Origin of the sequence: Allocatenococcus thiocycli (assembly GCF_921292965.1) — a bacterium.
GTDB classification, from domain to species: domain Bacteria; phylum Pseudomonadota; class Gammaproteobacteria; order Enterobacterales; family Vibrionaceae; genus Vibrio; species Vibrio natriegens.
In genome coordinates this window covers 138586-162308 of sequence record NZ_CAKLCK010000029.1, presented here as the reverse complement: position 1 = coordinate 162308, position 23723 = coordinate 138586, and the positions used below count along the sequence as shown (strand labels likewise).

General features: G+C 43.7%; 23 protein-coding genes. 10 read left to right on the top strand and 13 right to left on the bottom strand.

The features are described 5' to 3' along the window. Position 1 precedes the first annotated feature (1 nt). The 6 genes from L9Q40_RS10920 (at position 2) to L9Q40_RS10895 (ending at position 4190) form a co-directional block, all read left to right on the top strand. Positions 2-454: a nitrogen fixation protein NifZ gene (locus tag L9Q40_RS10920; RefSeq protein WP_065298780.1), complete on the top strand. Its 453-nt coding sequence runs from the start codon at positions 2-4 to the stop codon at positions 452-454. A 10-nt stretch (positions 455-464) separates the two neighbouring features. Next, a complete protein-coding gene (locus tag L9Q40_RS10915; protein ID WP_498793293.1) occupies positions 465-1301 on the top strand; it encodes a peptidylprolyl isomerase in 837 nt (278 codons plus the stop codon). A 4-nt stretch (positions 1302-1305) separates the two neighbouring features. Next, the gene (gene modA, locus L9Q40_RS10910) at positions 1306-2055 is read left to right on the top strand and encodes a molybdate ABC transporter substrate-binding protein (RefSeq protein WP_498793292.1); all 750 of its coding nucleotides are present in this window, start codon (positions 1306-1308) and stop codon (positions 2053-2055) included. Positions 2056-2078: 23 nt separating this feature from the next. After that, on the top strand, positions 2079-2747 hold the full coding sequence (gene modB, locus L9Q40_RS10905) for a molybdate ABC transporter permease subunit (RefSeq protein WP_498793291.1): 669 nt from the start codon (positions 2079-2081) through the stop codon (positions 2745-2747). A 10-nt stretch (positions 2748-2757) separates the two neighbouring features. Beyond that, the gene (gene modC, locus L9Q40_RS10900) at positions 2758-3891 is read left to right on the top strand and encodes a molybdenum ABC transporter ATP-binding protein (RefSeq protein ID WP_498793290.1); all 1134 of its coding nucleotides are present in this window, start codon (positions 2758-2760) and stop codon (positions 3889-3891) included. A 122-nt stretch (positions 3892-4013) separates the two neighbouring features. Next, positions 4014-4190 (top strand): hypothetical protein, encoded by a 177-nt coding sequence (locus tag L9Q40_RS10895; RefSeq protein WP_498793289.1) that lies wholly within the window; start codon positions 4014-4016, stop codon positions 4188-4190. Positions 4191-4304: 114 nt separating this feature from the next. Here the strand turns inward: L9Q40_RS10895 and rarD are convergent, their stop codons facing one another. Beyond that, complete coding sequence (gene rarD, locus L9Q40_RS10890) at positions 4305-5204, bottom strand: EamA family transporter RarD (RefSeq protein ID WP_065298776.1); 900 nt, start codon at positions 5202-5204, stop codon at positions 4305-4307. A gap of 854 nt (positions 5205-6058) precedes the next feature. Between rarD and L9Q40_RS10885 the strand changes: the two genes are divergently transcribed. Further along, entirely contained in the window at positions 6059-8629 is a 2571-nt protein-coding gene (locus L9Q40_RS10885; protein ID WP_498793288.1) for an ExeM/NucH family extracellular endonuclease, read from the top strand. 206 nt (positions 8630-8835) lie between these two features. Here the strand turns inward: L9Q40_RS10885 and L9Q40_RS10880 are convergent, their stop codons facing one another. Continuing rightward, on the bottom strand, positions 8836-9744 hold the full coding sequence (locus tag L9Q40_RS10880) for a LysR substrate-binding domain-containing protein (RefSeq protein ID WP_409390018.1): 909 nt from the start codon (positions 9742-9744) through the stop codon (positions 8836-8838). 122 nt (positions 9745-9866) lie between these two features. Here L9Q40_RS10880 and L9Q40_RS10875 point away from each other — a divergent pair, with 122 nt between their 5' ends. Then, positions 9867-10760: a DMT family transporter gene (locus L9Q40_RS10875; RefSeq protein WP_498793377.1), complete on the top strand. Its 894-nt coding sequence runs from the start codon at positions 9867-9869 to the stop codon at positions 10758-10760. 98 nt (positions 10761-10858) lie between these two features. Here the strand turns inward: L9Q40_RS10875 and L9Q40_RS10870 are convergent, their stop codons facing one another. From L9Q40_RS10870 to L9Q40_RS10855, 4 genes are all read right to left on the bottom strand, one after another. Next, positions 10859-11341 carry a gluconokinase gene (locus tag L9Q40_RS10870; protein WP_014234025.1) on the bottom strand — a complete coding sequence of 161 codons (483 nt, stop codon included), beginning with the start codon at positions 11339-11341 and terminating at the stop codon, positions 10859-10861. A 34-nt stretch (positions 11342-11375) separates the two neighbouring features. After that, entirely contained in the window at positions 11376-12653 is a 1278-nt protein-coding gene (locus L9Q40_RS10865) for a TRAP transporter large permease (RefSeq protein WP_049794701.1), read from the bottom strand. A 151-nt stretch (positions 12654-12804) separates the two neighbouring features. Further along, positions 12805-13353 carry a TRAP transporter small permease subunit gene (locus tag L9Q40_RS10860; protein ID WP_498793287.1) on the bottom strand — a complete coding sequence of 183 codons (549 nt, stop codon included), beginning with the start codon at positions 13351-13353 and terminating at the stop codon, positions 12805-12807. A gap of 52 nt (positions 13354-13405) precedes the next feature. Next, positions 13406-14422 (bottom strand): TRAP transporter substrate-binding protein, encoded by a 1017-nt coding sequence (locus tag L9Q40_RS10855; RefSeq protein ID WP_014234028.1) that lies wholly within the window; start codon positions 14420-14422, stop codon positions 13406-13408. A 283-nt stretch (positions 14423-14705) separates the two neighbouring features. Between L9Q40_RS10855 and leuE the strand changes: the two genes are divergently transcribed. Further along, complete coding sequence (leuE, locus tag L9Q40_RS10850) at positions 14706-15347, top strand: leucine efflux protein LeuE (protein ID WP_498793286.1); 642 nt, start codon at positions 14706-14708, stop codon at positions 15345-15347. 276 nt (positions 15348-15623) lie between these two features. After that, positions 15624-16835 (top strand): hypothetical protein, encoded by a 1212-nt coding sequence (locus L9Q40_RS10845; RefSeq protein WP_498793285.1) that lies wholly within the window; start codon positions 15624-15626, stop codon positions 16833-16835. Positions 16836-16975: 140 nt separating this feature from the next. On the opposite strand, the gene L9Q40_RS10840 is transcribed toward L9Q40_RS10845, so the two are convergent. The 7 genes from L9Q40_RS10840 to nifL all read right to left on the bottom strand — a co-directional run bounded on the left by L9Q40_RS10840 (position 16976) and on the right by nifL (position 23545). After that, on the bottom strand, positions 16976-17383 hold the full coding sequence (locus tag L9Q40_RS10840; RefSeq protein WP_014234031.1) for a VF530 family protein: 408 nt from the start codon (positions 17381-17383) through the stop codon (positions 16976-16978). 269 nt (positions 17384-17652) lie between these two features. Next, positions 17653-17865 carry a transcription antiterminator/RNA stability regulator CspE gene (gene cspE, locus L9Q40_RS10835; protein ID WP_014234032.1) on the bottom strand — a complete coding sequence of 71 codons (213 nt, stop codon included), beginning with the start codon at positions 17863-17865 and terminating at the stop codon, positions 17653-17655. A gap of 314 nt (positions 17866-18179) precedes the next feature. Further along, positions 18180-18704, bottom strand: a complete 525-nt coding sequence (locus L9Q40_RS10830) for a nitrogen fixation protein NifQ (protein WP_498793284.1) — start codon at positions 18702-18704, stop codon at positions 18180-18182. After that, positions 18704-18964 carry a 4Fe-4S dicluster domain-containing protein gene (locus tag L9Q40_RS10825; protein WP_498793283.1) on the bottom strand — a complete coding sequence of 87 codons (261 nt, stop codon included), beginning with the start codon at positions 18962-18964 and terminating at the stop codon, positions 18704-18706. Before L9Q40_RS10825 ends, L9Q40_RS10830 begins: the two co-directional genes overlap by 1 nt. Further along, entirely contained in the window at positions 18942-20267 is a 1326-nt protein-coding gene (nifB, locus tag L9Q40_RS10820) for a nitrogenase cofactor biosynthesis protein NifB (RefSeq protein WP_498793282.1), read from the bottom strand. Before nifB ends, L9Q40_RS10825 begins: the two co-directional genes overlap by 23 nt. A gap of 141 nt (positions 20268-20408) precedes the next feature. After that, complete coding sequence (gene nifA / locus L9Q40_RS10815) at positions 20409-22007, bottom strand: nif-specific transcriptional activator NifA (RefSeq protein WP_498793281.1); 1599 nt, start codon at positions 22005-22007, stop codon at positions 20409-20411. Then, positions 22004-23545, bottom strand: a complete 1542-nt coding sequence (gene nifL, locus L9Q40_RS10810) for a nitrogen fixation negative regulator NifL (RefSeq protein WP_498793280.1) — start codon at positions 23543-23545, stop codon at positions 22004-22006. The genes nifA and nifL overlap by 4 nt, the downstream gene beginning before the upstream one ends. Positions 23546-23723 lie beyond the last annotated feature (178 nt).

The window sequence follows — 23723 nt, the reverse complement described above, 5'->3', positions numbered from 1 at the left end:
TATGCAGGCAGAAATACCCCGTTTTGAATCGGGTGACGAAGTACGAGTAGTGAGAAATATTCGCAATGATGGCAGTTTTCAGGACAGAGACAAAGGTGACTTGCTCGTTGAAGCCGGAAGCGTCGGTATCGTTCGTAGTTACGGTTATTTTTTGCAGACACAGCTCATTTATCAAATTTTTATCGCAGCAGAAAACAAAGTGGTTGGCGTGAGAGACAGTGAAGTTATTGACGCCACATTGCCTTGGGTTCCTTGCCTGTTTCGGTCTTTAGATAAAGCAAAATTGACTTGCAGTTTAGTCATGTTTGGCGAGCCACTTGCGTCCAAAGGTGACGTAATAGAAGTGCACCGAGCTTATCGAAATTTAGATGATGGAACCGTTAACTACGAAGTTAAGTTTGGAGAGCACACGATTACCTTAGATGCCACGCGATTAAGCCCAATAGAGGCATAGGAGTAACAGCATGGAAGCATATAAACGTCACTATCTGACTGCGAAAGTGGCGACAGAGAGATATCAATTAAATCCTCAGTGGTTGAGTGAACAGCAGAAACAAGATGTAAACACGCAGGTTGAGCAGCTTTTTCGAATTCAGTCGGCAGTACTAAGCTCAAGTCTGGGTATTCAAACTTATGTGCATGACAATGAACTTGAACAGGCGATAAATGACGTAATGGAAGGGTATCCAAGCTTAGAGGAATTTTATCGTGCGCTTAACGGGCAACAGTTGTCAGAAAGTGATCTCAGGCTGGCGTTAAAGGATGAACTTCGCTGCAATAAAGTGTTAGAAAAAGTCAGTAGTGATGTGCCCGAGCTTAGTGAACAAGCGGCTTTCGAACATTATCAAGCCAACCAGGAAAAGTTTGTACGCCCAAGCCTGTGGGAACTAAGTCAAATACTGGTCACCGTAAATACCGATATTGAGGAAAACCACCGTAAACCTGCATTTGCTCGTATTCAGACAGCAAAGCAAGAGTTAAAGGAGAGAGATTTTTCTCAAGTCGCACTGAAATATTCTGAATGCCCGAGTGCAGTCAATGATGGCTATCTGGGATGGTGTGAAGAGGCCAAACTTTTTCCGCAAATCGCACAGCAGTTACCACTGCTTGATCTTATGGAGATTAGCTCAGTTATTGAGACGGAAATTGGTTTTCATTTGATTCGTGTCCACTCAGTAAAACCCAGTGGTCAATTACCATTTGAGCAAGCCTATTCCTATCTCAAACAAAAACATCAACAAAGAGCGAAAGCGTACATACAGAAGCAGTGGGTGTCTCAGTTGTTAGCGGAAGAGGGATAGTTTTATGGCCAAAAATAGATCTACCCTCAGTTGTTGCTTGGCTGTTGCTTTGCTGTTCTCGAGCAACGGCTACAGTCAATCTCTGACACTTGCTGTTGCAAATAACTTCTATCGTCCAATGAAAGCGCTTGCGAGTGATTACTCGCAACTGCATAGCGAGGATGTAGAAATTAGCACTGGTTCAACGGGCCAGCTTTATGCGCAAATTGTTAACGGTGCACCTTTTGATTTATTTTTCTCAGCCGATCAACTTCGGCCTCAACTGCTGGTGGAACAACAATTGGCTGAGAACCGCTTTACTTACGCACAAGGCGTTTTGGTGGCATGGTCGCCTGTTGAGAATCTTGACGTTAAATCAGAGTTATTTGCGGCAAATTTTCAATACCTTGCGATCGCTGATCCAAAGCTTGCCCCCTATGGGTTGGCAGCACAGCAGATGCTTGAGAAACATCAACAGTGGCAAGGTGTGCAGAACAAACTGGTTATCGGTAAAGGGTTGAACGCGACCTATCAATTTGTTTTTACGGGTAATGCACAAATCGGACTGCTGGCGAAATCACAGGTTTATCAGCAAGGAGAATTTCAGTCTGGGAGCGTTTGGCAAGTGCCTTCGAGTGATTACCAGTCAATCAAGCAAGATGCAGTGACGCTGACGTTGGGGAAAAGTAAAGCCAGTGTGACGCAATTTATTGCTTACCTGAAAAGCGACCGCGCTAAAGCGATCATTCGCAGTTATGGCTATTTGACCGACTAAAAGAAAGAGTGAAGGAGATGCCATTGGATGGTCTAGTGATTGTTACAACACTGAAGTTGGCTTTCGTCGTAACGTGCGCACTGCTGGTGATTGGCATACCCACAGCTTGGTGGTTATATCATGGTAAATCGCGTTTTAAGCCGGTGATAGAGTCTGTTCTGCTGCTACCTTTGGTTCTGCCGCCGACCGTTCTCGGTTTTTACCTGCTCGTACTACTTGGACCGCAGGGCAGTGTGGGACAAATTTTATATCAGCTGGGCTGGCAACAACTGCCGTTCACTTTCACGGGTATCGCGGTAGCTTGCACCATACACTCGCTACCGTTCGTCCTCCAACCGCTTAAGAACGCGTTCGCCGCCATTGGTAAAAGACCAATGGAAGTGGCGGCAACATTACGAGCGTCGCCATTCGACACGTTTGTGACGGTCACTCTGCCTTTAGCATGGCCGGGTGTTTTATCTTCTGCTGTCATGGGGTTTTGCCACACACTAGGCGAGTTCGGCGTGGTGCTTATGATTGGAGGAAATATACCGGGACAGACTCGGGTTATGTCGGTCGAAATTTACAATCATGTCGAAGCACTCGACTTCCTAAATGCTCATATTTTATCAGCCGGATTAGTCGGTTTTTCTTTTCTGGCGTTGTTGTTGATTCATTGGCTCAACAATCTGCATAAAGCCAGAATGGAGTAGGAGTACTCGTATGATCAACGCGACAGTTATTGAAAATGAAGACGTAATAAGTACTGAAAATAAAGCTTCAATAAGAGCGAAGCTGAACATCAACTATGAAGACTTTCAGCTCAAGGCAGAGTTAGATCTGCCCAGTCGAGGTGTGACCGTGCTTTTTGGGCATTCAGGTTGTGGGAAGACCACTTGTTTGAGAGCAATTGCGGGGCTTGTCCGAGTAGAACAAGGCGAAGTACGAGTCAACAGCGAACAGTGGCAAAGCTGGGATGGAAAAGTTTTTCTTCCTACCTTTGAACGCCGAATCGGTTACGTTTTTCAGGAGCCAAGTCTATTTCCGCATTTAAACGTTGATCAAAACCTGGCTTACGCGGAGAAGCGGGTAAAGACACAATCGATCCTTTTTAATCGTGACAGCATTTTGCAGCTATTAGGCATCAATCACTTGTTGAATCGTTATCCATCACAACTTTCCGGAGGAGAGAAACAGCGAGTGGCAATCGCGCGTGCTTTGCTGACACAGCCCCAATTGTTGCTGATGGACGAGCCGTTATCGGCACTGGACCATGCCAGAAAAGAAGAGTTCTTACCTTACCTTGAACGTCTTCAGAGGGTGTGGGATCTGCCTATCATCTATGTCACTCACTCGGTACAGGAACTAGCAAGGTTAGCCGATCATATTGTGTTGTTTAATCAAGGCAGCATTATCGCCAGTGGTGGTGCTCAACAGGTAATGTCTGACGCTCAGTTTAGTCATCTATTTGGTGAAGAGATGGGCAGCGTGTTTGACACCGTAGTACAAAGCCATTGCGAAAAGTATGGCATGACGGAGGTGGTGTGTGACAATGTCACGTTTCATATCCCCGGAGAAACGGCGAACATTGGAGAGCGCCAGCGATGTCGGATTCTGGCCAGCGATGTGGGGATAGCATTGGATGAACCAGTTTCCACCACAGTACTTAACCGGTTACCGGCAAAGATTATCGAGATTGAATCGAAGTCCATTCAATCTGGTGAAGCTTTAGTTGTATTGGAACTCGCTAATCAACAACGTTTACTCGCCAGAGTAACGGTTAAATCGCTTCATGAACTCGACTTACAGCGAGATCAGCGTGTCTGGGCGCTCATTAAAGCTGTCGCGATTTGTTAAGAGCGATAGATTAGCTAAGAGCAATAGATTAAATGCCCGAATAGCGCACTTTTGCGTGAGACACCACTTTTATTCGTTCATCTATACTTTCAATAGATAGTCATGATGGAGAGGTGGCTGCCATGGACTTTACAGAAAAACTTCGGCTTAAAGGTAAGGCGGAAGAAGATCTCTATTTTGCGAAGTTAGACCGTCAGCTTATCGAAGCACTGCATGCAAAGGAGAAGCAAGAGCAGGCTATTTTGAACTCAGAAGAGTCGCAGGATCCAATCCTAACGGCGACGATGGAAACAAAATAACCGGCGCTATCTGAATAATGTGTTTACAGACAGATGCTCGTGAAATCCCAGTTAGGTCATATCAATTACGTTGAGTGGGCAAGACGCGTTTTTACGATCTATTACGCCCACCATTTAATACCGGGCTTTCTTCAAACTTAAGTAACCTTCTACCATCAGCACAAAAACAGCGAGCCAAATTGCTATATACGTTGGCCACTCTTTCGCTGTGATACTCTCACCTAACAAAATCGCCACCACAACTAAAAGAACGGGTTCAACATAGACCAACAGACCAAACAAACTGAGGTTAAGGTGCGGCGCAGACAAAGATTGAAATGCCAGGGCTAACGTACTGATTAATCCCAAACCCAGAATTAACCACAGGAGATCAGAACTTACATTGATCTCTTGAAGAATGTAGCCGCTTTCAAAAATAAAGTAGAGACTGACAGGCAGGCTCAGCATCATATCGAACCAAACACCACCAATATTGTTAGTCTCAGTTTTTTGTCTTAGCCAAAAATAGATTGGGTAACCTAAGCAGACAACCAGTGTAGGCCAGGCTAATGTCTGCGAGATGACCATTTGGTTGAGAATGCCCAGTATGGCAAAAAAGCACGCTAACTTTTGAAAACGCGACAATTGATCGTTAAATGCCAAACGTCCCACCAAAACTAACGTGATCGGCATAATAAAGTAGCCAAGCGATACCGCAAGTCCATAGCCGTTCACGGGTGCCCACAAAAATAGCCACAACTGGATTCCAATTAAAAAAGACGTCAAGAACCGAGTTAAGATGAACATTAAGTTAAATTGCAATAATCGCTGAAAGATACCCACAACTTGATGCCAATTGCCGTTTAGCAAAATGAAACCCGTTAAAAGAGGGAAAGTGATTAAAATACGCCATCCATAAATTTCTTCTCCATCGAGTTCACCGAGTAAAGACGTGTAAGCGAACATAGCGGCGAAGAGGGCTGACCCGATGATATTGAGAGTCACGCCAAAAGGAGTATTGGTTCTAGTGTGCATAATTATTTTCGAGTGCGATTCAAATTGATGATGGTACTTATACCAATCGTAGTAAATAACTGGTCATTCTAGCTTGTTAAAATGCTCGATAACGGCGTTAAAATTTTTGATTGTAGGATAACTATTTATCGAAAAATTTTGCCTTGTTCTCCAGCATTTTTCCTACGCTACCTCTGATCACTTACTTACTGTGATTGGTATTTCAAAACACGTGAGCTTGTTAGCGTAGTTACGAGCGGACTTATTCAGGAATGAGTCAGTTGTTTTACCGCATGATTATTGATTGCTCAATGTGTTGCAAAATTATTGTTGCGTTCTGTTGCGTAAGCTAACAGAAATGAAACATCTTTGCACCAAATGTGTGCTTGAGTGCATAAAAAAATAAGATTCGAGGTTGCTCATACGCTTCTCGTAGATAGATGAGCCAGAAACCTTTAATTTATTATGTCTATTCCTGTCAATCTTAAAATATTGTCCCAACCAGTGCTTTGTTGATGCTCCGTTGTATCGACCCTAACTCGAAATTTACGTTTTATTTTAATTAATATTCATCGTTAAATCTGAAGAATAAATGTATTCGATTACACTCTATTATATTTAATTGTCTTGAATTTAAGGTGGATAGAATAATTAAATGTTCATATTATTTTAACTTAACAATGACACTCTGAACGGAATGTAACTAATTAAAATGCAATAATATTACCTTTTCCTTAATTAGCTATCTCTATGAATTTCATTAACTTAAAAGTCATATTTAAATGCTAATTTAATATTAAATATACGGTTAACCACTACAAATAAGTCTCCGCTATATTAAACATTCAATCTATAAAACATGGATGAGATACAAGATGAAAAAAACACTGATTACATTATCGGTGTGTCTGGCACTTTCTAACGTTGCCAACGCCGAAGTTTTGATTACGGAATATGTTGAAGGCGGCAGCTATAATAAAGCAATAGAGCTGTACAACAATGGCTCGGAAAGTGTTCTGCTCTCTAATTACACGTTAGCACGCTATAAAGATGGCTCTGAAATCCCGACACAAATGTTGAATTTGACTGGTACTTTAGCGCCACAAGAGCTGTTGGTCGTACAAAACAGTCAGGCAGAGCTGTCACTATCGGCTGATGTCGCCACTATCATTTCTTCTGCTCTGGTACACAATGGTGGTGATGCAGTTGCGCTTCTTAATGATGGCAATGTAGTTGATATTGTTGGCGATGTGCCAACGACAAGTGGTTGGGGAAAAGACATCACCCTGCGCCGTATAGGACGTTCTGCGAGCACAGTATTCGATGAGAGTGACTGGACCAGCTACGCCAAAGATACATTTGACGGTTTGGGAAGCTTGTCGGATGAAGGTGTAGATAACACCATTCCAGACGCGACAGCAACAACCATCATGGAAATACAGGGGGATGCCTGGAGTTCACCTCTGATTGAATCTGGTTATGAATCAGAAGGGTATTACGAAGTTACAGGTATCGTGACAGCGATTCAAACGTCTGCACTAGGCAATGACCTGCCAGTAGGATTCTTCCTGCAAGATCAATATGGGGACGGTAACGAGAATACCTCTGATGCAATTTTCATCAGAGGTGATATTAGTGGTATTGAGGTCGGCAATACCGTTACGGTGCAGGGTAAAGCTTACGAAAGCTATGGCTGGACTCAACTGATTGATACGCATGTTAATAATGTTGAGCCTACCCAAATCACGATAACTCCAACGCCACTGCGTACTCTGGATACGGATGACAGTTTCGACTTCACTCTGGAACGTCATGAAGGCATGCTTGTTGAGCTGGACGAAGCAGCAGATATGCATATCACGCGAACGTTCAGCTTTGATTACGACGCATACCGCTACAACATGATGGCATCGTATGAACGGGTTAATCTACATATGAACCAGCAAAATGTAGCGGGGTCCGTCGAAGCCACAGCTAAGGACAATGAAAATAAAGATCGCCGAATCTATATTGAGTCATTCCAAAAAGCGGCTAACGGTGTTGTGCCTTGGTACAGTGATTTTCTGACAGAAAGTGCGGTTCCAATGGAAGACGGTACAACAACCAGTGATGACTATATCCGCATCGACGACACTATTAACGGACTTCAGGGCGTATTGGGGTACTCATACAGTGATTTCCGTCTGTACGTTACCAATGAAGCAACGCAAGACACGTTTATTCACAATAATGACCGTACCTCGACGCCGGATCTCATCGATGGGGACCTGCGCGTCGCGACTTTCAACGTACTTAACTACTTTAACTCACCATTTGGCGGGGCTGAAAACCCATATGGTGACAACCGTGGTGCGGAAACAGTCGATGAGTTTGAACGTCAGGGTGATAAAATTGCCAAAGCCATCGTCGCGATGGATGCAGATATCGTTGGTCTGATGGAGATTGAAAACAACGGTTTTGGCGAAGCGTCTGCTGTAGCGCATCTGGTTAATCAAATTAATCTTTTGATTGAAGATGAGTCTAACCAGTATTCGTACGTGTCCAGCGAAGATTACGACTATGTTGGTACCGATGCCATCACTAACCAGGTGATTTTTAAACCTGCTAAAGTCACACTTGATACATACCGACTGATTGAAATGCCGGAGCAACACGCGACCGAAGGTGAGGATACTGACAACTATCAAAGAGATGCCATTACTCCTACGTTCCGTATCAACGGTACTGACGAGACCATCACGGTGTCTGTTAATCACTTCAAGTCAAAGGGCTCAACCTGCTGGGAAGATGTAAACCTGCAGAACAAGCAAGATGTAGATGGACAGGGCTCATGTGAAAATTTCCGAGTTTCTGCCGCACAACACTTGGGTACTGAGTTAGCTAAAATTGATGGACACAAGTTGATCCTAGGTGACTTGAACTCTTACGCCAGCGAAGATCCGATTTTGTTGTTAACAGAGCTTCCGGAAGGTTACTCGGTGACACCAGCTCGTGATACGTTTATTGGTGATCAAAAAATGGATGGTGCTCAACCTGAAAGCCTCTCACAATCCTTTGGCTATAGAAATGTTATCAGAGAATGGCATCCGAATTCATACAGCTATTCGTACGACGACACTCTAGGGACTCTGGATTATATTTTGGCAGATGCAGAAACGGCAGAAAACAACGTCGTTGCAGCTATCGATTGGAATATCAACTCGCCTGAATCCACTTATGTTGATTACACAACAGAGTACTCAGGTGACTTACCGAAATATTCTGATATTTACCGAGCGTCTGATCATGATCCAGCGATCGTTGTGCTTGCATTTGGCAATGATGATAAACATAAGCCTGGAAAGCACCCGAATCATCCTAATAAGCACAACAAACATAAAAATAAACACAACCAGTCCGACAACAAAAACAAGCCTAAGAAACCGTGGTTTCAAGGTGGTAACTAAGACATAAGTGTTTATTGAAGTGAAGGTTTTTAGGTTGACTTTATTTGTATGGATAGTTTTACCTTCCAGATAAGTAATGTCACTTAAATAACAGCCACTTAAGCCCGGCCAGGAAGTAAACAGTTTCCTATAGCCGGGCTTTTTTTATAACTGCCTATAAACTAAACCGAATGGTGGTGTGGTGCCAAATGGCGCGCTCTTAGTCATCATTCATCCGACGTGTTATTAAATTCCTTACTCAACCAAGATTTCAACTTAAGAACATTTTCGTTGCGCAGCTTTTCTGGTTTGCAAACAAAGAAAAACTCCAAATGCGGATTTTTAACTGGCGACCCTATTTCTACCAACAAACCGTGCTTAATTTCATCACGGACGAATAATCGGTGTGTAACGAAAACACCCAGCTTTCGGATTGCGGCCTGAACGGCATGAATTGACGCGATAAAACTCAAATTATTTTGCTTCTTGGGAACGGGCAGAGAGTTACCCTGACACCAAACACTCCAGTCCTGCTTTCTACGCAGGTTTTCAGCATAAATCGCAGGATAGCGTTGCAATAATTCAGCAGCGGACGGGATGTCTTGTGATGAATCCAACAGGTCAGGGCTGCACACCAGTAACAGCTCATCATCTCCTAGCTTTTCGCAATAGTAGTCTTCCCATTCATCGGACTTACCGTGAATGATTGCTACGTCCACACCTTCTTGATTTAAATCAAAAGGACCGATTAGATTAGACAGGCGAATGTCCGCGTTCGGGGCGTATTGTTGGAAGTTATCGACTCTTGGTACCCACCAATGGATTGCCAGAGAGTTAATCATATTCAGTGTGATTCGATTTGATTGTGGCTGGTGAGTAACGGCTTCCGTCGCATCAACGATCGTTTTTAATGCCGGAGCAATGTCATTGTAGTACTTCTGGCCAACTGAATTGAGTTGAACCTGCCTGCCGACTCGTTGAAACAATGGTTGCCCGATGAGTGATTCAAGGCTTTTTATCGCTTGGCTGATTGCAGAGTGGCTCACGCTAAGTACACCAGCGGCTTCTGTCATGCTGCCGGCTTCTGCGACCGCAACAAATGCGTAAAGAGATTTCAGAGGTGGTCGTTTATTCATTTGTAAGTTTATCTAACAGGTTTGTTTAAATATATTCGTTTTTTTCTCTGTTGTCATTGCACTAGTATGGGCTCGTCAATAGGGAGGATACTATCTTGTCGAAGAACCACGCTGTACCTTATATGCTAATTTCAACGTTCAGTTTGTCATTAACTGGACTTCTATTAAAAAAACTTACCGAAATGATAGGTATTGAGCTGCTTACGTTTCTCCGTTTTCTTATGCCAACCTTGTTGCTTTTTGCAATTGTAGTGGCTTCAAAGTTACCTATGCCGCCACGTAAAGTAGTAAAGCCTATTATTATTCGTGGGCTATGCATCGCTGTATGCCAGTTGTGCTTCATTGCCTCATTGAATACGTTATCCCTGGTCGAAAGCTCGGTACTTTTTGCAACAGGGCCGCTTTTTATTGCCGTTTTAGAAAAGCTGTTTTTTAAAGTGAAGATTAAAACAGAAACGAAATTCGGTTTAGCCGCGACTTTTATTGGCGTTTTAATGCTGGCTGGTGATGTGTCCGGAATTCAGTTTAGACCGGAGCTGTTAATTGGTTTAGCTTCGGGACTGTTCAGTGCAGGGTCACAGGTAAGTCTGTTTCGCGCTAGCAAAAGGGAGGTGACGCCTTCTGTTCTTAATAGCTGGACATTTCTTATCGCTGCATTGAGCGTGCTACCGTTATCCTTCATATCAAGTTTGTCAGAACCAGACATGCAGATATTGTTAGCGCCGCAGGGAAATTTATTGGTGTGGATATGCCTTTTCGGGCTCTCGATATCCGTCGTAGGCAATCAAATTTTCCGCTCTAAAGCGTATAAGCTGGCCGAAAATAACTCTCAAGTTGCACCGTTGATCTTTACCAGTTTGTTGTTCACCGCGATATGGCAAGTGCTGTTTTTTGAAGAGAGCTTTTCTATCTATCAGGTGGTCGGAATTGCACTCATCATTATGGCTGCGTTGATGAATAGCTTTGCTTCCAAGTTATTCAAGCACTTGTTGCAAACCAGAGTTCGCCATGTTTAGTCGGTTCAGCATAGGGCATGGAGTGATGACGAATAATCAACTGTAACAAGCTAACACGTAGGATCAAAAGAAAGGGCTGGAGTACCAGCCCTTTTTGATCAAACTTTTGCGAGGATATCTCCAACCACTTTTTCTGGAGGCTGATTGATATCGATATAGATTGCCTCCTGCTCGGTGGGTTCGATCAGAGTATTAAACTGGCTTTCTAGCATCGCTGAACCTTGGAAATAGTGATCTTCTCTGGCCTTTAGACGAGCCCATATCGTGTCAAAATCACCTTTTAAATAGCAGAACGTGAGATCATTACAGCCTGCTCTTAATGTTTCTCTGTATTCTGGTTTTAAGGCAGAGCATGCCAGTACCAAGTTTTCCTGTTCCTGTATTAACGCATTTAAGGTTAACAGCCATTCTTTTCTGTCTTCATCGGTAAGAGGGATGCCATTCCTCATTTTTTCAACGTTCTCCGCTGGATGGTAATCATCACCATCGAAAAAAGGGATGTTCAGAGATTTTGCCAGCGAGTCACCGATAGAAGATTTACCGCACCCAGAAACACCCATAACGACATATTTTTTATTCATAGTATCAACTCATAATTAGGCTTAATGGGCAGATTTATCGCCACCATAATGCAAGCTCTGGGAAAACAATCACGAGAGCAAGAACACTAACTTGTAGTGCTATAAACGGAAGTAGTGCAGTGAATATTTCACCAAGGCTAATGTCTTTAGGCGCAACAGACTTAAGATAAAATGCTGCTGGACCAAAAGGTGGCGACAAGAACGCGACCTGCATGTTTAGACAGAACACCACACCAAACCAGATTGGGTCCATTCCAAGGCCAGTGATGATCGGGACGAAAATCGGCATAGTCAGTAGTGCGACGCCAACCCAGTCCAGGAACATACCCAGAACGAACAGAATCGCCATCATGATAAGCAAGGTAGACATCGCGTTTCCGCCACTTAGAGCGAGAATCGTTTCCTCTACAAAGTCGATACCGCCCATTAGGTTGTATACGCCAACCAAAGCTGAAGCGCCGATACCAATCCACATGATCATGCCGCAGGTACGCATGGTTGCGATAGAAGACTCTTTGATCATCTTCCAATTAAGTTCTTTGCGGATAGCCGCGCTGATAGCAATACCAACCACACCCAGAGCAGAGGCTTCGGTAACTGATGCAATACCGGTGTAAATACTTCCTAGAACCGTCGCTACCGATAGCAAAGGGAAGAACAGCGCTTTGAAGTAACTCGGATGAGCTTCAGCATCTTTAGCCAGGTCTTCTTCTGAAGGTAATGGAGCCAGGTCGGGATTCAGCTTACAGCGAATCAGTACGTAAGCCATGTAGAACATTGCCAGAATAAACGCTGGTAAGAATGCCGCTTTGAATAGTTCGCCAATTGATACGGAAGCCGACAAACCATAGATAATCAGAACGATACTCGGTGGCAGCATGGTGCCTAGTGCACCGCCGGCACATGTGGTGCCGATTGCTAACTTACGGTCATAGCCCAGTCTTAGCATTTGTGGCAGAGCAAGAATACCAAGCAGTACCGTTTCACCGCCGATAACGCCCGACATAGATGCAAGGATAACCGCAACAAGCAAGGTTTGAACCGCAACCCCACCGCGAACTTTACGGCCAACACTTTTCATTGCATCGAACAAGTCTCGGGCAATTCCTGAGCGGTCGAGCAACGCAGCCATCAGTACAAACATTGGTACCGCGAGGAACACGTAACCGCTGACGAAGCTGAAAATGCGGCTCGTAATAAGCGGTAGTGCATCGACGCCAAACCAGCCTAAGGTAAAGATCAGTGCGACAAGGCCTGTTACGAAAGCGAGTTGCATGCCAGTCAACAATAGACCAATCATCAACACCAGCATCAGCAAGCTGCCGTACTCGATGCCAATTGATGACAAGTTCGATGTGAAGGTTTGCACACCAACCCATCCTAAAGCAGCCGCTAAGGTCAGAAGGCCGATGACAAGGAACACTGGTTTGTAGCTCCCAACAGAAGGTTTTGTAGAAGATAAGTTATTCATCGCCTTCGTCCCTTAGTTGTTGAATTTCTTTAATCAAATGCAAAATGAATTGAATAAACATCAGGCAAACGGTAAATAGAATGATGCCTTTAAGCAGGGCAGGAAATGGAGGATTCCAAGCGGAGCCCGAGGTTTCTAATCTCAATCCACCCCAAGGAGCAAACCAAGAGTTAGCCACAGTTTGCCACGCTGCATAAATCAATAACCCGCTAAACAGTAACCCTGCAAGATGGTGAAAGACATTCAGGTAACGTTTTGTCTTTTGCGATACCGCATCGTAAACAAGAACGACTCTTACATGTTTGTCGGTTGCCAGAGCGTAAGCCCCGCCGATCACAAACAGTGCTCCACCAATAAATGAGGCGGTTTCGTGCACCCACATGGTTGGTGAGTTAAACAAATAGCGACTTGCTACTTCGTAAAATGAAATGATGACGGTGGCAACAAACAATAAACTAAACAGCTCACTGACTTTGGTTATTGCTTTGTCGAGAATATTCTGGGGCATTTCAGCCGCTAGATTTGTGTCTGATTCTTTCATATGTCTAATTCCAAATGAAATAGGGAGGAGTAAACCTCCCTTTTTTAACAACTTATAGAAGACCCGAGTCTTTTAGGTAAGTCGTAATAGAATCGTAAACTTTTTTCGCATTAGGAGAGAGTTCAGCATATTTTTCCCACTCGCCCATCGCAATCAGACGGAACTTCTTACGCTCTTCTTCCGACCAGTCGTGGATGGTAATGTTAGGGTTCGCTTCAGCTTCTTTCACGGCTTTCTGGTCTGCGATACGCAGTTGAGTCGTAATATCTTCAGCAAAGTCACGAACCGATACCGTCATGATCTCTTGAAGATCGGCTGGTAGTTTGTCCCACTTTTTCTGACTCATTGAGATATCAATCGTTGGCAGTGAGTGGAAGCCAGGTTGAACTGGGTGAGTTGCGATATCGTTCATGCCTGCTTGATGGTTAGTAGAGAAAACGGTGTAGTCAGCAGCATCAATAACGCCTTTACTCAAACCCGTAAAGACCTCTGAACCTGGCAGGTTTACAGGGGTCGCACCTGCAGCCGCAAATACTTGTTGAACCAGACCCTCCGGAGCACGAAGTTTAAGACCTTTTAGATCATCAACGCCATTTAGTGGCACCTTAGATACAAACGACTCTACGCCTGTTGTTGAACCGCCAATGTATTTCACGCCGTACGGTGCGTAGAGTTCAGTCATTAACTCATAACCACCACCGTAGTTGATGTATTGAAGTAGTTGGCGAGTGTCTGACCATGCACCAACCATATTACCGATCAGACCAAATGCTGGATCTTGGCCAGTAAAGTAACCTGTTGCGGTAATGTGACCATCGATAACGCCCATTTTGATAGCGCCAAGGGTTTCCGTGTGTTTAACCACGGCACCAACAGGCAGTAGGTCGATTTCAATACGACCACCAGACATTTGCTCTACGCGTTCCGTCCACTCTTTTTGAACCTGAAAGTTCTTGTCACCAGATGGATCACTAGATTGAAACTTAAAGTTAAAGTCAGCAGCGAATGCTGAAGTGGATAGCAACGCTAGTGAGATAGCTGAGGTTAGGGATTTTTGTATGATGTTCATTCATTCGTCCTTTAATTTATTATCGGATCTACTTGTATTCCTACTACGCCCGAATGTTACCGGGAACATCTCGTAAGTTACCGGTAACATCGGTTGAAATCTACGAGTTTGATCACGTTCCGTAACATCTTTAATTAGTTTCTAACATGAATGAGAGGTCTGTTTATGAATGAGGGTTTATATATTTTTGATGGAATTCTTCGCGCTGAGATAGACTTTGCTATTTGTTTCAGTTATATCTCGTAATTCTGTTCGATGTCATTTGGTAAAAGGGTTGTTCGTCATGTTGGAGATGTTTGGCGTAATTAATATATGGACGTATTTGGTCGGTCTGACCATGATCATTCTTGCTCCGGGTCCAAACTCTCTCTATGTGTTGAAATCTAGCTCATCGCTGGGTGTTAAGGCGGGTTATAAAGCAGCTTCTGGTGTGCTTATTGGTGACGCGGTTTTAATTTTGCTCTCTTACCTAGGTGTTGCTTCGTTAATTCAAGCTTCACCCGTCCTGTTCACGATTATTCGCTACTTGGGTGCCGCGTACTTGCTGTATTTAGGGATGAAAATCATTCATCAGTTAATGAGCAAAAGTGATGATGGAGAATCAGACGTCGCTCGCCCTAAGAAACGCGAAAATGTGTTTGCTAAGTCGCTGACGTTAAGTCTTACCAATCCAAAAGCAATCCTGTTTTACGTCTCTTTCTTTATCCAGTTTATCGACTATACGTACGAACACACGTGGATTTCATACTTGATCCTGGCGTTTATCTTAGAAGTTTTTAGCATCATTTATTTGAGTACGCTGATCTTTCTGGGTTCATCATTAACTCAGTTATTCAAAGATAATAGAGTGTTAGCAAAGTTAGGCAACGGGTTACTTGGCATGTTCTTTATGGGCTTTGCGGCAAGGCTAGCAAGCTTAAGTTAATCCGGCCCAAGGCTGGTGGACTTTGTACAAGATCTTCTGAAGGCGAAACCTTTATCCTCTGAGACCGTTTCTGTATCAACATTGTAGCGTCTACTAAGAAACTTAATTGATATTCAATTGATCCGTATCAAAATGCTTGCGTATATTAGCGGTTGCTTATTAAATCTACTCTACAGTTAATTTGGTGGTGTTAAAAACTTAATTAAGTCAGACAGTCTTTTTTCTCTTGAGCAATGTATTGCGATGGGAGCGTATCTATGCGCTAAGGAGCAGATGATGAAAGACTACACACCAATTAAAAGCATAAGCATGAATGTACTTATGTTTGTGAGTATGGCGCTCGCGCTACTATTATTCTTGTCGCTTCCTTTCGCTCTGTCCGCTGATGATAGCTCAGATCGTCCTTCTTGGGCTGGGAATCAAGGTAGAGATGGAAAGCCAGGCAGAGGTAATAATGATCCGGGCGTGAGTAAAGGCGACCTTTACGGTGACTTGCTTATTATTGTACGCAATGACAATGGTGAGCCAGTGAAATATACCTGGGACTGGGATGAATTGGACGCAACGTTATACATACCGCAACAAGATGATAATGGTTGCTTCCAGCCAATCGCAAATGAACAGGCTACCGATGTACTCACCGGGGAGCCGCTACCTATACTTCCTGAAGAGTTTCAAACAGAAGATGGATTAACACTGATTCCACTTAATAGTGATTGTGAAATTGTCGAAAGCTTAGTGGGTTATGAGGACTACGTTTTTGCAAGTTACGCTGAAGAAGTGGACTTTGGTCGCTTGAGTGTTGCGAGATCACCGGTTGATGTGATCGACTCATCCTACAATGAAGCGATGTCTAATATTAACAATGCGATTAGTGTGAGAACCGACCCAGCTGGACGAATTGAGGTGGAGGTTACGGAGGATGTATTCAAAACCATCGATTCGCCACTGGAAAACTTGGCACTCTATAAAGCACTGATGCTGAATGGTCATCTACCTGATCTTACTTTGTCAGAAGAGCAGTTAGGTGGTCTTAGACATTTGGCTGGTAACGGTGTTGAAGCATTGAGTTCGGAAGACTTGGATACGGCCGCAGCGCTTTTAGCAGGGGCTGGAGATAAGTTTGGATCTATCACTCTCGATCTTGTTATTAATATCAACACCACTTTAGGTATTAATGACAATGGGTATTTCAATTTTATGGGGTATAGCTATTATCGTGATGTTGTGTATTCCGGAATTGAAGTGGGGCTAGTTCTTCCAGGCGTAGAGCCGGATATTAATGCCCCAGTGGTGATTTCAACTTTGTCATATCAGGTGGTTCCTCTTCTTGATATAGCAGGAAACCCTCAGGTCTTTACGGTTGACCAAGTAAATACGAATTATGCACGTGGCTTTACACAAGCGGCCGATGATTCGTTAAGAGTGATTAATTACATTCATAACTGGGCGCTTCCTGATTTACCTGAAGGCCTTGTATGGGAGTAGAGAATAGCTTGTATTTGTCGTTGCAATAAAAGTAAAGTGGGGGAGATTACAGCTCCTCCACTTTTTTCTATTCTAACAACCCGAACAATCGAATTTGTTTTATGTTTGCCAGCACTATGCGGTAATGAGTTACCCAGATATTAACGTTTAGAACGGCCGCGAGAAGAGCGTTCTTTGTGTGCTGAAGCGGCTTTAGCTTGTGATTTCAAGATTGACTCAACCGTCAGTTCCATTGGCTCTTTAGGTTTTAGTCCGTTTGGAAACGTACGGGCACGTGGAGGCAGTTCGAACTCTTCACTTGATGCTCTCGGCATGCGCTTAAATCGGTACAAATAAAAGTTCTCTAACTTCTCTCTTGCCCAATCTGTCTTCTTTAAATACTTCACGCTACTTGCGACTGAGGGGTTGGTATGAAAACAATTAAATCGCATTGCTGCATCTAAGATATCCCATCCATAAAAATCCGCTAGTTCTGCGATCATCGTCTCTAGTTTAAGACCATGGAGAGGGTTGTTTTTTTGAAGTTCAATTCTTTCTTCATCAGTCATGATCTGTACCTCAGGGGCTCGTGTTTAAATATAGGCATAATACCAATTCCCACAATAATCTGACCATTTACTCATCAAGATTGGGATTTTGTATGGGTATGACATGTAATAGCTTAAAAGCGTGAAAGATGCTCGCTATAAGGAAAAATCAATAGAAGAAAGGGAATCAGATAAAGAGAATTGAGGAGTTTAAAAGGGGGAGGTATTTATAAAATCAGAGATAAGTGACGCAAGCCATAGTCTCCTACAGCCTGCGCCTACTTAAAATCTTATGCTACTTCAACGTTAGCAGCTTGAAGACCTTTTTGGCCTTGCTCAACTTCGAAAGTCACTTTTTGACCTTCAGCAAGAGTTTTGAAACCGTCAGAAACGATTGCACGGAAGTGAACGAATACGTCTGCGCCGCCGTTGTCTTGAGTTAGGAAACCAAAACCTTTAGTTTCGTTGAACCATTTTACAGAACCAGTTGTTTTATTAGACATGATATGTCCCTTATATAAATTGAAAAAATTAATTATTTGAATGCGCTAGTAGCTTGAATTATTTAATGTATCTTTGAAGCTAAGGGAAACACTGAGGATAACAACTTGGTTTTCTAAGGGTTTTACTTTTACTACGTGATGTCTCATTTAATAACTCTGAACAACAGAGCGGCGCCATTATTGTCTTTTAGTGATCACATGTAAAGGATTATTTGTATTTATTTTTTTGGGATCTACACGTCTCTGAATGTTAAAAACCGCAAACTTACACGTTCGGCAATGGCAGCTCAATATTTAAACGATATTGAGTGAGGTTACGACACAGTATCGAAGCATTCACTGTAGCTTGAGCAGGTTTCACAACTTGGCGAGCGACATACATAGTCGCCGCCGTTTTCACATAACTGACGGTATAAAAACCGTTTCCAGCGCATGTTGTTAACATTTTTAGCAGATAAGTTGGGGAAATAGTCAGAAAATAATTGTGTCAGTAGAGCCCGTTCGGGTAGCCCTAGGTCATGCCAGAGGTGTTGGCTTCCCATACAGCCACTTGATATAACGATGGCCATTTCCTCTGCAAATGGACGTGAGTTATCCAAGTTCTGAGATAACAATTGACGTAACTGATCGTATTCTTCGGTTCGTAATGCCATTAATTCGCTACGTAACCTGGCTTGTTTGGTTTCGAGATTGGCTAAACTTACCTCAAGGCCAAAAAATACAATAAGTTGAATAAAGTGGCTTTTCTTCAATCCGAGGTAAAGTGGCAGCGAAGATCGCCCACTCAGATAAGAGTGGACGATTGGTCGCCAGTACTGTTTGCATTTTTCAGCGTTCACTATACTGAGCTCCTATTATGTTGCGGGCTCAAGCTGCCTAAAGGGTTTAGGGGGCGACTGGCGTGGTCAACAATCGCCTCTTCGATAGGGCAAATACTGGCGCATTGTGGCTCGTGCCAAAAAGAAGAGCACTCATTACATCGCTTAGTATGAATCGCAAATGGTTTGTCTGCTCTGTCGCTTTTATATATCGCCTGATTAGGACACACGGTCATACAGGCATGACAGCCGACACATTTATTGTTGATTGAAAAGCTCATGTTTTGTCTCCGCTTGCTGAGTGTCACGACAGTATTGTTTGGCGATTGCTTCTAAGCTGCTGCTTACTGGTTGGAAGGCGAAGTCAACATTGGGAATCACTCCACGCCTCTCTAATTCACGCCACGGTGAGATTCCGATTCTCGCACTGAGAACCACTTGGCAATCTGCGATTGTGTCGAACAAGCCTTCTTTTTCAGACTCTTCACCACATTCACTTTGGCCTGTGCAGTATTGAGCAACGTTACGTGATTCCTCAAAAAGGAATTGCTGTGATTGTTGGTCATATTGGTAGATCTCAAAGCGTTTGGCATGGCCAAAATGCAATCCGATGTGGGCCTCTCCATGGCTGGCAACCGCGACTTTATATACCGATGGTTTAGAAGACGAGCCACATGTTGAGGCCTTGTCATCACTAAGCATTCCAACAGCGTCTGCTCGGCACTGTTTACAATGGGTCATTTGCGGCATGTGCACACCGCATTCTTCTCGGACGCGTTGCAGTTCATCTTCGGTTGGCCCCCGCTGACCACTCAACCCAAAATAGGTGCCATGACTTGGATCGGAAATTAGGGGCATGATGTTATGTAACGTCGCGCCCAGAGATTTCACTTTCTCTGATACTTGAGCAATGTGATGGTCGTTGATGCCCGGGATAAGTACCGTGTTCACTTTCACCAGCATGCCAGCCTTCGCTGCTAACTGTAATCCGAGCAATTGACGCTCGATAAGTGTTTGTGCCGCGATTTTGCCCTTAAGTCTTTTTCGGTTGTAAAAAATCCAAGGGTAGATTTTTTCTCCGATATCAGCATCAATACAATTAATCGTAATGGTGAGGTGATTAACGCCCAATACCGCCAGCGTCATAACATGTTCAGCAAGCGCAAGTCCGTTGGTTGAGATACAAAGCTGTACGTTTGGGTCGGCTTTATGAATATCGCGAAGCGTTTTAAATGTGGCTTGCGGGTTTGCGAGCGCATCACCAGGGCCTGCGATTCCAACTACCGTCAAGTTAGGCGCTCGCTTTTTAATGGTTGAAAACTGTTTGAGTGCCGCAGCACTATCCATAACGTGTGACACGACTCCCGGGCGAGACTCATTACTGCAGTCATATTTCCGGTTACAGTAGTTGCACTGTATATTGCATGCTGGTGCTACAGGTAAATGCATACGCGCGTATTGATGAGCCTGTTTTGAATAGCACGGATGTTTTGCAATTTTATCCTGCGTTTGTTTATTGAAAAAGTGATGAAGATTATCTTGTGCACAATCGTCACTTTTTACACTTGATGAAGGACTTTCCATGTCTGCCCCTTATGATTAAATGCCTTTAATAAGCTTCATTGCAATCATTGTTCCTTAACTAAAGTATTGTTTTACATAAGCTAAGGACTCTGACTAGTAACAATTGTCCGTTTACCGACAATATCTGGCTTTCAAAAATTGTCAGATTTGTTTCATCTCGATATTTAATATTTGAATTCGGTAAGCAATTTGACGCGGCGTCATATTGAGTAGCCTTGCTGCTTTGGCTTTTACCCAACCAGATCGCTCAAGTGCATCGATTACCAGTTCTCTCTCGTCAGCCGGTTTGCTTTTCTCCCGATGTATAAGCTGACTTTCTGTTGCGCGAAGTGGTGCAGCGGCAGAAAGTGGGGGTGTGTAAGCGGATTGGACCGGCGGTGAAAAGCTGGGTTCAGACTGGTTGATTTTGATTAAACTGGCATCAATGACACCGGACTCGCACAATACCGAAGCGCGTTCTAAGGTATTTTCTAGTTCACGCACGTTACCCGGCCAACTGTGATTCATCATCACACGTATCGCATCATCACTGATGGTGAGGTTACGGCCTTGTTGCTTACTGAGCTTTTTGCGCATGAACTCGGTCAGCTCTGGAATGTCTTGAATGCGATCGCGAAGAGGAGGTAAGTGCATTGGCATAACATTGAGGCGGTAATAAAGGTCTTCACGGAAGTTACCTTGCGTCACTTCCTCTTCCAGGTGACGGTTAGTCGCGGCGATAATACGCACGTTTACCGAAATAGTTGTTGTTCCCCCGACTCGTTCAAACTCTTTCTCCTGCAATACTCGTAACAACTTTGCTTGAAACGCTGCACTGGTTTCGCCAATTTCATCCAGGAAAATAGTGCCATTGTGTGCCATTTCAAATCGCCCTTTACGCTGCTTGACCGCACCTGTAAATGCGCCTTTTTCGTGACCGAACAGTTCAGATTCGAGCAAGTTATCAGGCAGTGCTGCGCAGTTGAGTTTGATGAACGGACGATCAGCACGAGGAGAGTTATAGTGAATCGCGTTGGCTATAAGCTCTTTACCCGTCCCCGATTCACCGCGAACCAACACCGTTGAATCCCAGCGAGACACCAGACGAATTTGATCGAAAATTTGTCTCATGGTCTTGGTGTGTCCCACTAAGTTGTGAAAACTGTAGTTGTTGCGAACTTTACGGCGTAATCCGTCACGCTCATCAACAAGTTCTTTTTCGGTTCGCTCAACGTTCTGAGACAGTTGAATATTCTTGGCGATTAAGTTGCCAATCATATCGAGGAATTTCGACAACAACGTAAGGTGCTCGTCGCTGACATTAGGTGGTTGGGCTGAAAGTGCGCCAAGAACTTTACTATTACTGTCTTTGATTGGGACACAGATGAAAGGCTTGTCATAGTCATAAAGTGCCAATTTGTCCGCAAAACGCATATCGCTACCGAGATTGCGAATTACCATAGAGCTCCCTTGGTTGAGGACCTCTCCGACAATACCTTCACCGGTTTTATAGTAAACGTTCTTTTGGTCTCGGCTACTATCGCTAAGTGGGCTATGTACAGACTTAACCAATAAAATGTTCTTTTGGTGGTCAAGAATGGTGAGCATGCCACACTGTAAACGACACTCATCGTGCAGAATTTTAAGTATTTTGTCGCATGACTCAACGTAATTTAAGCTAGCGTTTAGAACACTAGATATTCGATACATTGCCGCCAATAACTGACGCTCTAAATCTAAAAGAGAATGATCTTCTATCATAATGACTTACCGCTATTAATTGGAAATGTTAAGCAGACTTTGGCGCCGTTTAGCTGGTGGCTGTCTGAGATCGTTACGGTGGCTGAATGTTCATTGAGCACCTGTTGCACGATAGAAAGCCCAATGCCTCGACAGCCAGACTGGTGCTTTGGTTTGGTGCTATAAAATGGTTGGAATACGGTCAGGCGAAGATCTTCTTTCACCCCTAAGCCATTGTCTTCGATATCAACCACTATCTCTCCGTTTTTCTCATAAGATTGAATGAACAGAGTCCGATCTGATGGCTTAGCATATTTGATAGCATCTAACGCGTTATCGATGAGCTGTTTTATGGCAAGAATAAGTCGATGAGGCGTGCCATTGATTGAGGAAAGCTTTGGCGATAGATCAAGTTCTAAGTTGATCGATAGCCTCATCAATTCATCATTACTGATGCTGCATGAGTCACGAATCACTTCATTGAGATTCACTGGTTGCCGCGCTTCTCTTTCTCGTTCTGGGATGGCGAGCATGATTTCTTGCATGGCTGCATTTGCATTCGCCATTGCGTCATCCATCGCGATTAAACCGGGACAGGAGGCATTAGTACGTTTGAGAATATTTACAGCAGAATCAATGACATTGAACGGTCCCTGCAATTGATGCAGTGTTCCCATTAATGCTTCTTGCATGGCGTGTACGTATTTATTGTCCCTCGCCATAAGCTTGGTAGCATTAATGCGTCGTTCCTCGACCAAGAGCTTCTCTTTGGTACGCTCAGTGATAGAGATAACACTATAGTCATCATCACTGTCTGGAAGAAAATAATGTTCAATGTTGATGGTTGAAACCGGGATTTTCGCCAATGTAAATTCAAACCATCGTTCGCATGTGCCGTCTTCATTTCGAACAGAGATATTTTGCGTACGGTTTTTATGTTCGCCGATGAACTCAACCACACTCGTCTGTTGATAGTCTCTCTGAATGCTTTGCAGCAATAAGTCGATAGGGCTGTGGTGAATGCTGTTTTGTATCCGTTGATACTTTTTGTTGTTGACTAGCAGCTTGTTGGAGGCATCAATCAGTGCAATGGCTGTCGAAGAACCATCCAACACCGCCTGAAAGAGTGTGAACTGATTTTTTTGCTCAGTGATACGTTGGTGTCGCTCTGTAATATCGCGATGGATGGCATAATATCGTGTCTCGCCACTTTTCTCTTTTAGCCGAGAAATCGAAATTTCGGCAATATACGGCTCACCATTTTTCTTTCTGTTGACCAACTGACCTTGCCAATGGTCACCGTTGGTAATGGCTAGCCACATATTTTGATATACGCGTTGAGGTGTTGCCTTATACGAAAGCAGTGACGAGTTTTTACCAATCAGTTCGCGTGAACTATAGCCAGTGATCTGATTAAAGGTCTTATTGACGAAAAGTATGTTGCCATATTTGTCGGTAATGCTGATGGCGACAGGAGCATGCGCAACGATCTGCTCGAACGCTTGCATGTCAAACACCGTTGAATTGCTATCGGGTAGCAGGCTATCAAGTTGTTCCATACGTCTTTCCTTATACGTTTGGCGATATAAGACCGTCGATGCATTTCCTATTCCAAACACTCAAGCCAGGTATGACGGGCTCGCTTAAATGAAGGTTTGTTTGATTTCGGACAATTATTCATGCGAACAAGCGAACTTTGTTGGGTTTGTGACACAGCTATTTTGGTAAAGAAAAGCG

Bases quoted from the DNA above. Each gene is read 5' to 3' on its own strand.
- L9Q40_RS10920 (WP_065298780.1), top strand. From the start codon at position 2: ATGCAGGCAGAAATACCCCGTTTTGAATCGGGTGACGAAGTACGAGTA.
- L9Q40_RS10915 (WP_498793293.1), top strand. From the start codon at position 465: ATGGAAGCATATAAACGTCACTATCTGACTGCGAAAGTGGCGACAGAG.
- modA (WP_498793292.1), top strand. From the start codon at position 1,306: ATGGCCAAAAATAGATCTACCCTCAGTTGTTGCTTGGCTGTTGCTTTG.
- modC (WP_498793290.1), top strand. From the start codon at position 2,758: ATGATCAACGCGACAGTTATTGAAAATGAAGACGTAATAAGTACTGAA.
- L9Q40_RS10895 (WP_498793289.1), top strand. From the start codon at position 4,014: ATGGACTTTACAGAAAAACTTCGGCTTAAAGGTAAGGCGGAAGAAGAT.
- rarD (WP_065298776.1), bottom strand. From the start codon at position 5,204: ATGCACACTAGAACCAATACTCCTTTTGGCGTGACTCTCAATATCATC.
- L9Q40_RS10885 (WP_498793288.1), top strand. From the start codon at position 6,059: ATGAAAAAAACACTGATTACATTATCGGTGTGTCTGGCACTTTCTAAC.
- L9Q40_RS10880 (WP_409390018.1), bottom strand. From the start codon at position 9,744: ATGAATAAACGACCACCTCTGAAATCTCTTTACGCATTTGTTGCGGTC.
- L9Q40_RS10875 (WP_498793377.1), top strand. From the start codon at position 9,867: ATGCTAATTTCAACGTTCAGTTTGTCATTAACTGGACTTCTATTAAAA.
- L9Q40_RS10870 (WP_014234025.1), bottom strand. From the start codon at position 11,341: ATGAATAAAAAATATGTCGTTATGGGTGTTTCTGGGTGCGGTAAATCT.
- L9Q40_RS10865 (WP_049794701.1), bottom strand. From the start codon at position 12,653: ATGCTGGTGTTGATGATTGGTCTATTGTTGACTGGCATGCAACTCGCT.
- L9Q40_RS10860 (WP_498793287.1), bottom strand. From the start codon at position 13,353: ATGAAAGAATCAGACACAAATCTAGCGGCTGAAATGCCCCAGAATATT.
- L9Q40_RS10855 (WP_014234028.1), bottom strand. From the start codon at position 14,422: ATGAACATCATACAAAAATCCCTAACCTCAGCTATCTCACTAGCGTTG.
- leuE (WP_498793286.1), top strand. From the start codon at position 14,706: ATGTTGGAGATGTTTGGCGTAATTAATATATGGACGTATTTGGTCGGT.
- L9Q40_RS10845 (WP_498793285.1), top strand. From the start codon at position 15,624: ATGAAAGACTACACACCAATTAAAAGCATAAGCATGAATGTACTTATG.
- L9Q40_RS10840 (WP_014234031.1), bottom strand. From the start codon at position 17,383: ATGACTGATGAAGAAAGAATTGAACTTCAAAAAAACAACCCTCTCCAT.
- cspE (WP_014234032.1), bottom strand. From the start codon at position 17,865: ATGTCTAATAAAACAACTGGTTCTGTAAAATGGTTCAACGAAACTAAA.
- L9Q40_RS10825 (WP_498793283.1), bottom strand. From the start codon at position 18,964: ATGAGCTTTTCAATCAACAATAAATGTGTCGGCTGTCATGCCTGTATG.
- nifB (WP_498793282.1), bottom strand. From the start codon at position 20,267: ATGGAAAGTCCTTCATCAAGTGTAAAAAGTGACGATTGTGCACAAGAT.
- nifA (WP_498793281.1), bottom strand. From the start codon at position 22,007: ATGATAGAAGATCATTCTCTTTTAGATTTAGAGCGTCAGTTATTGGCG.
- nifL (WP_498793280.1), bottom strand. From the start codon at position 23,545: ATGGAACAACTTGATAGCCTGCTACCCGATAGCAATTCAACGGTGTTT.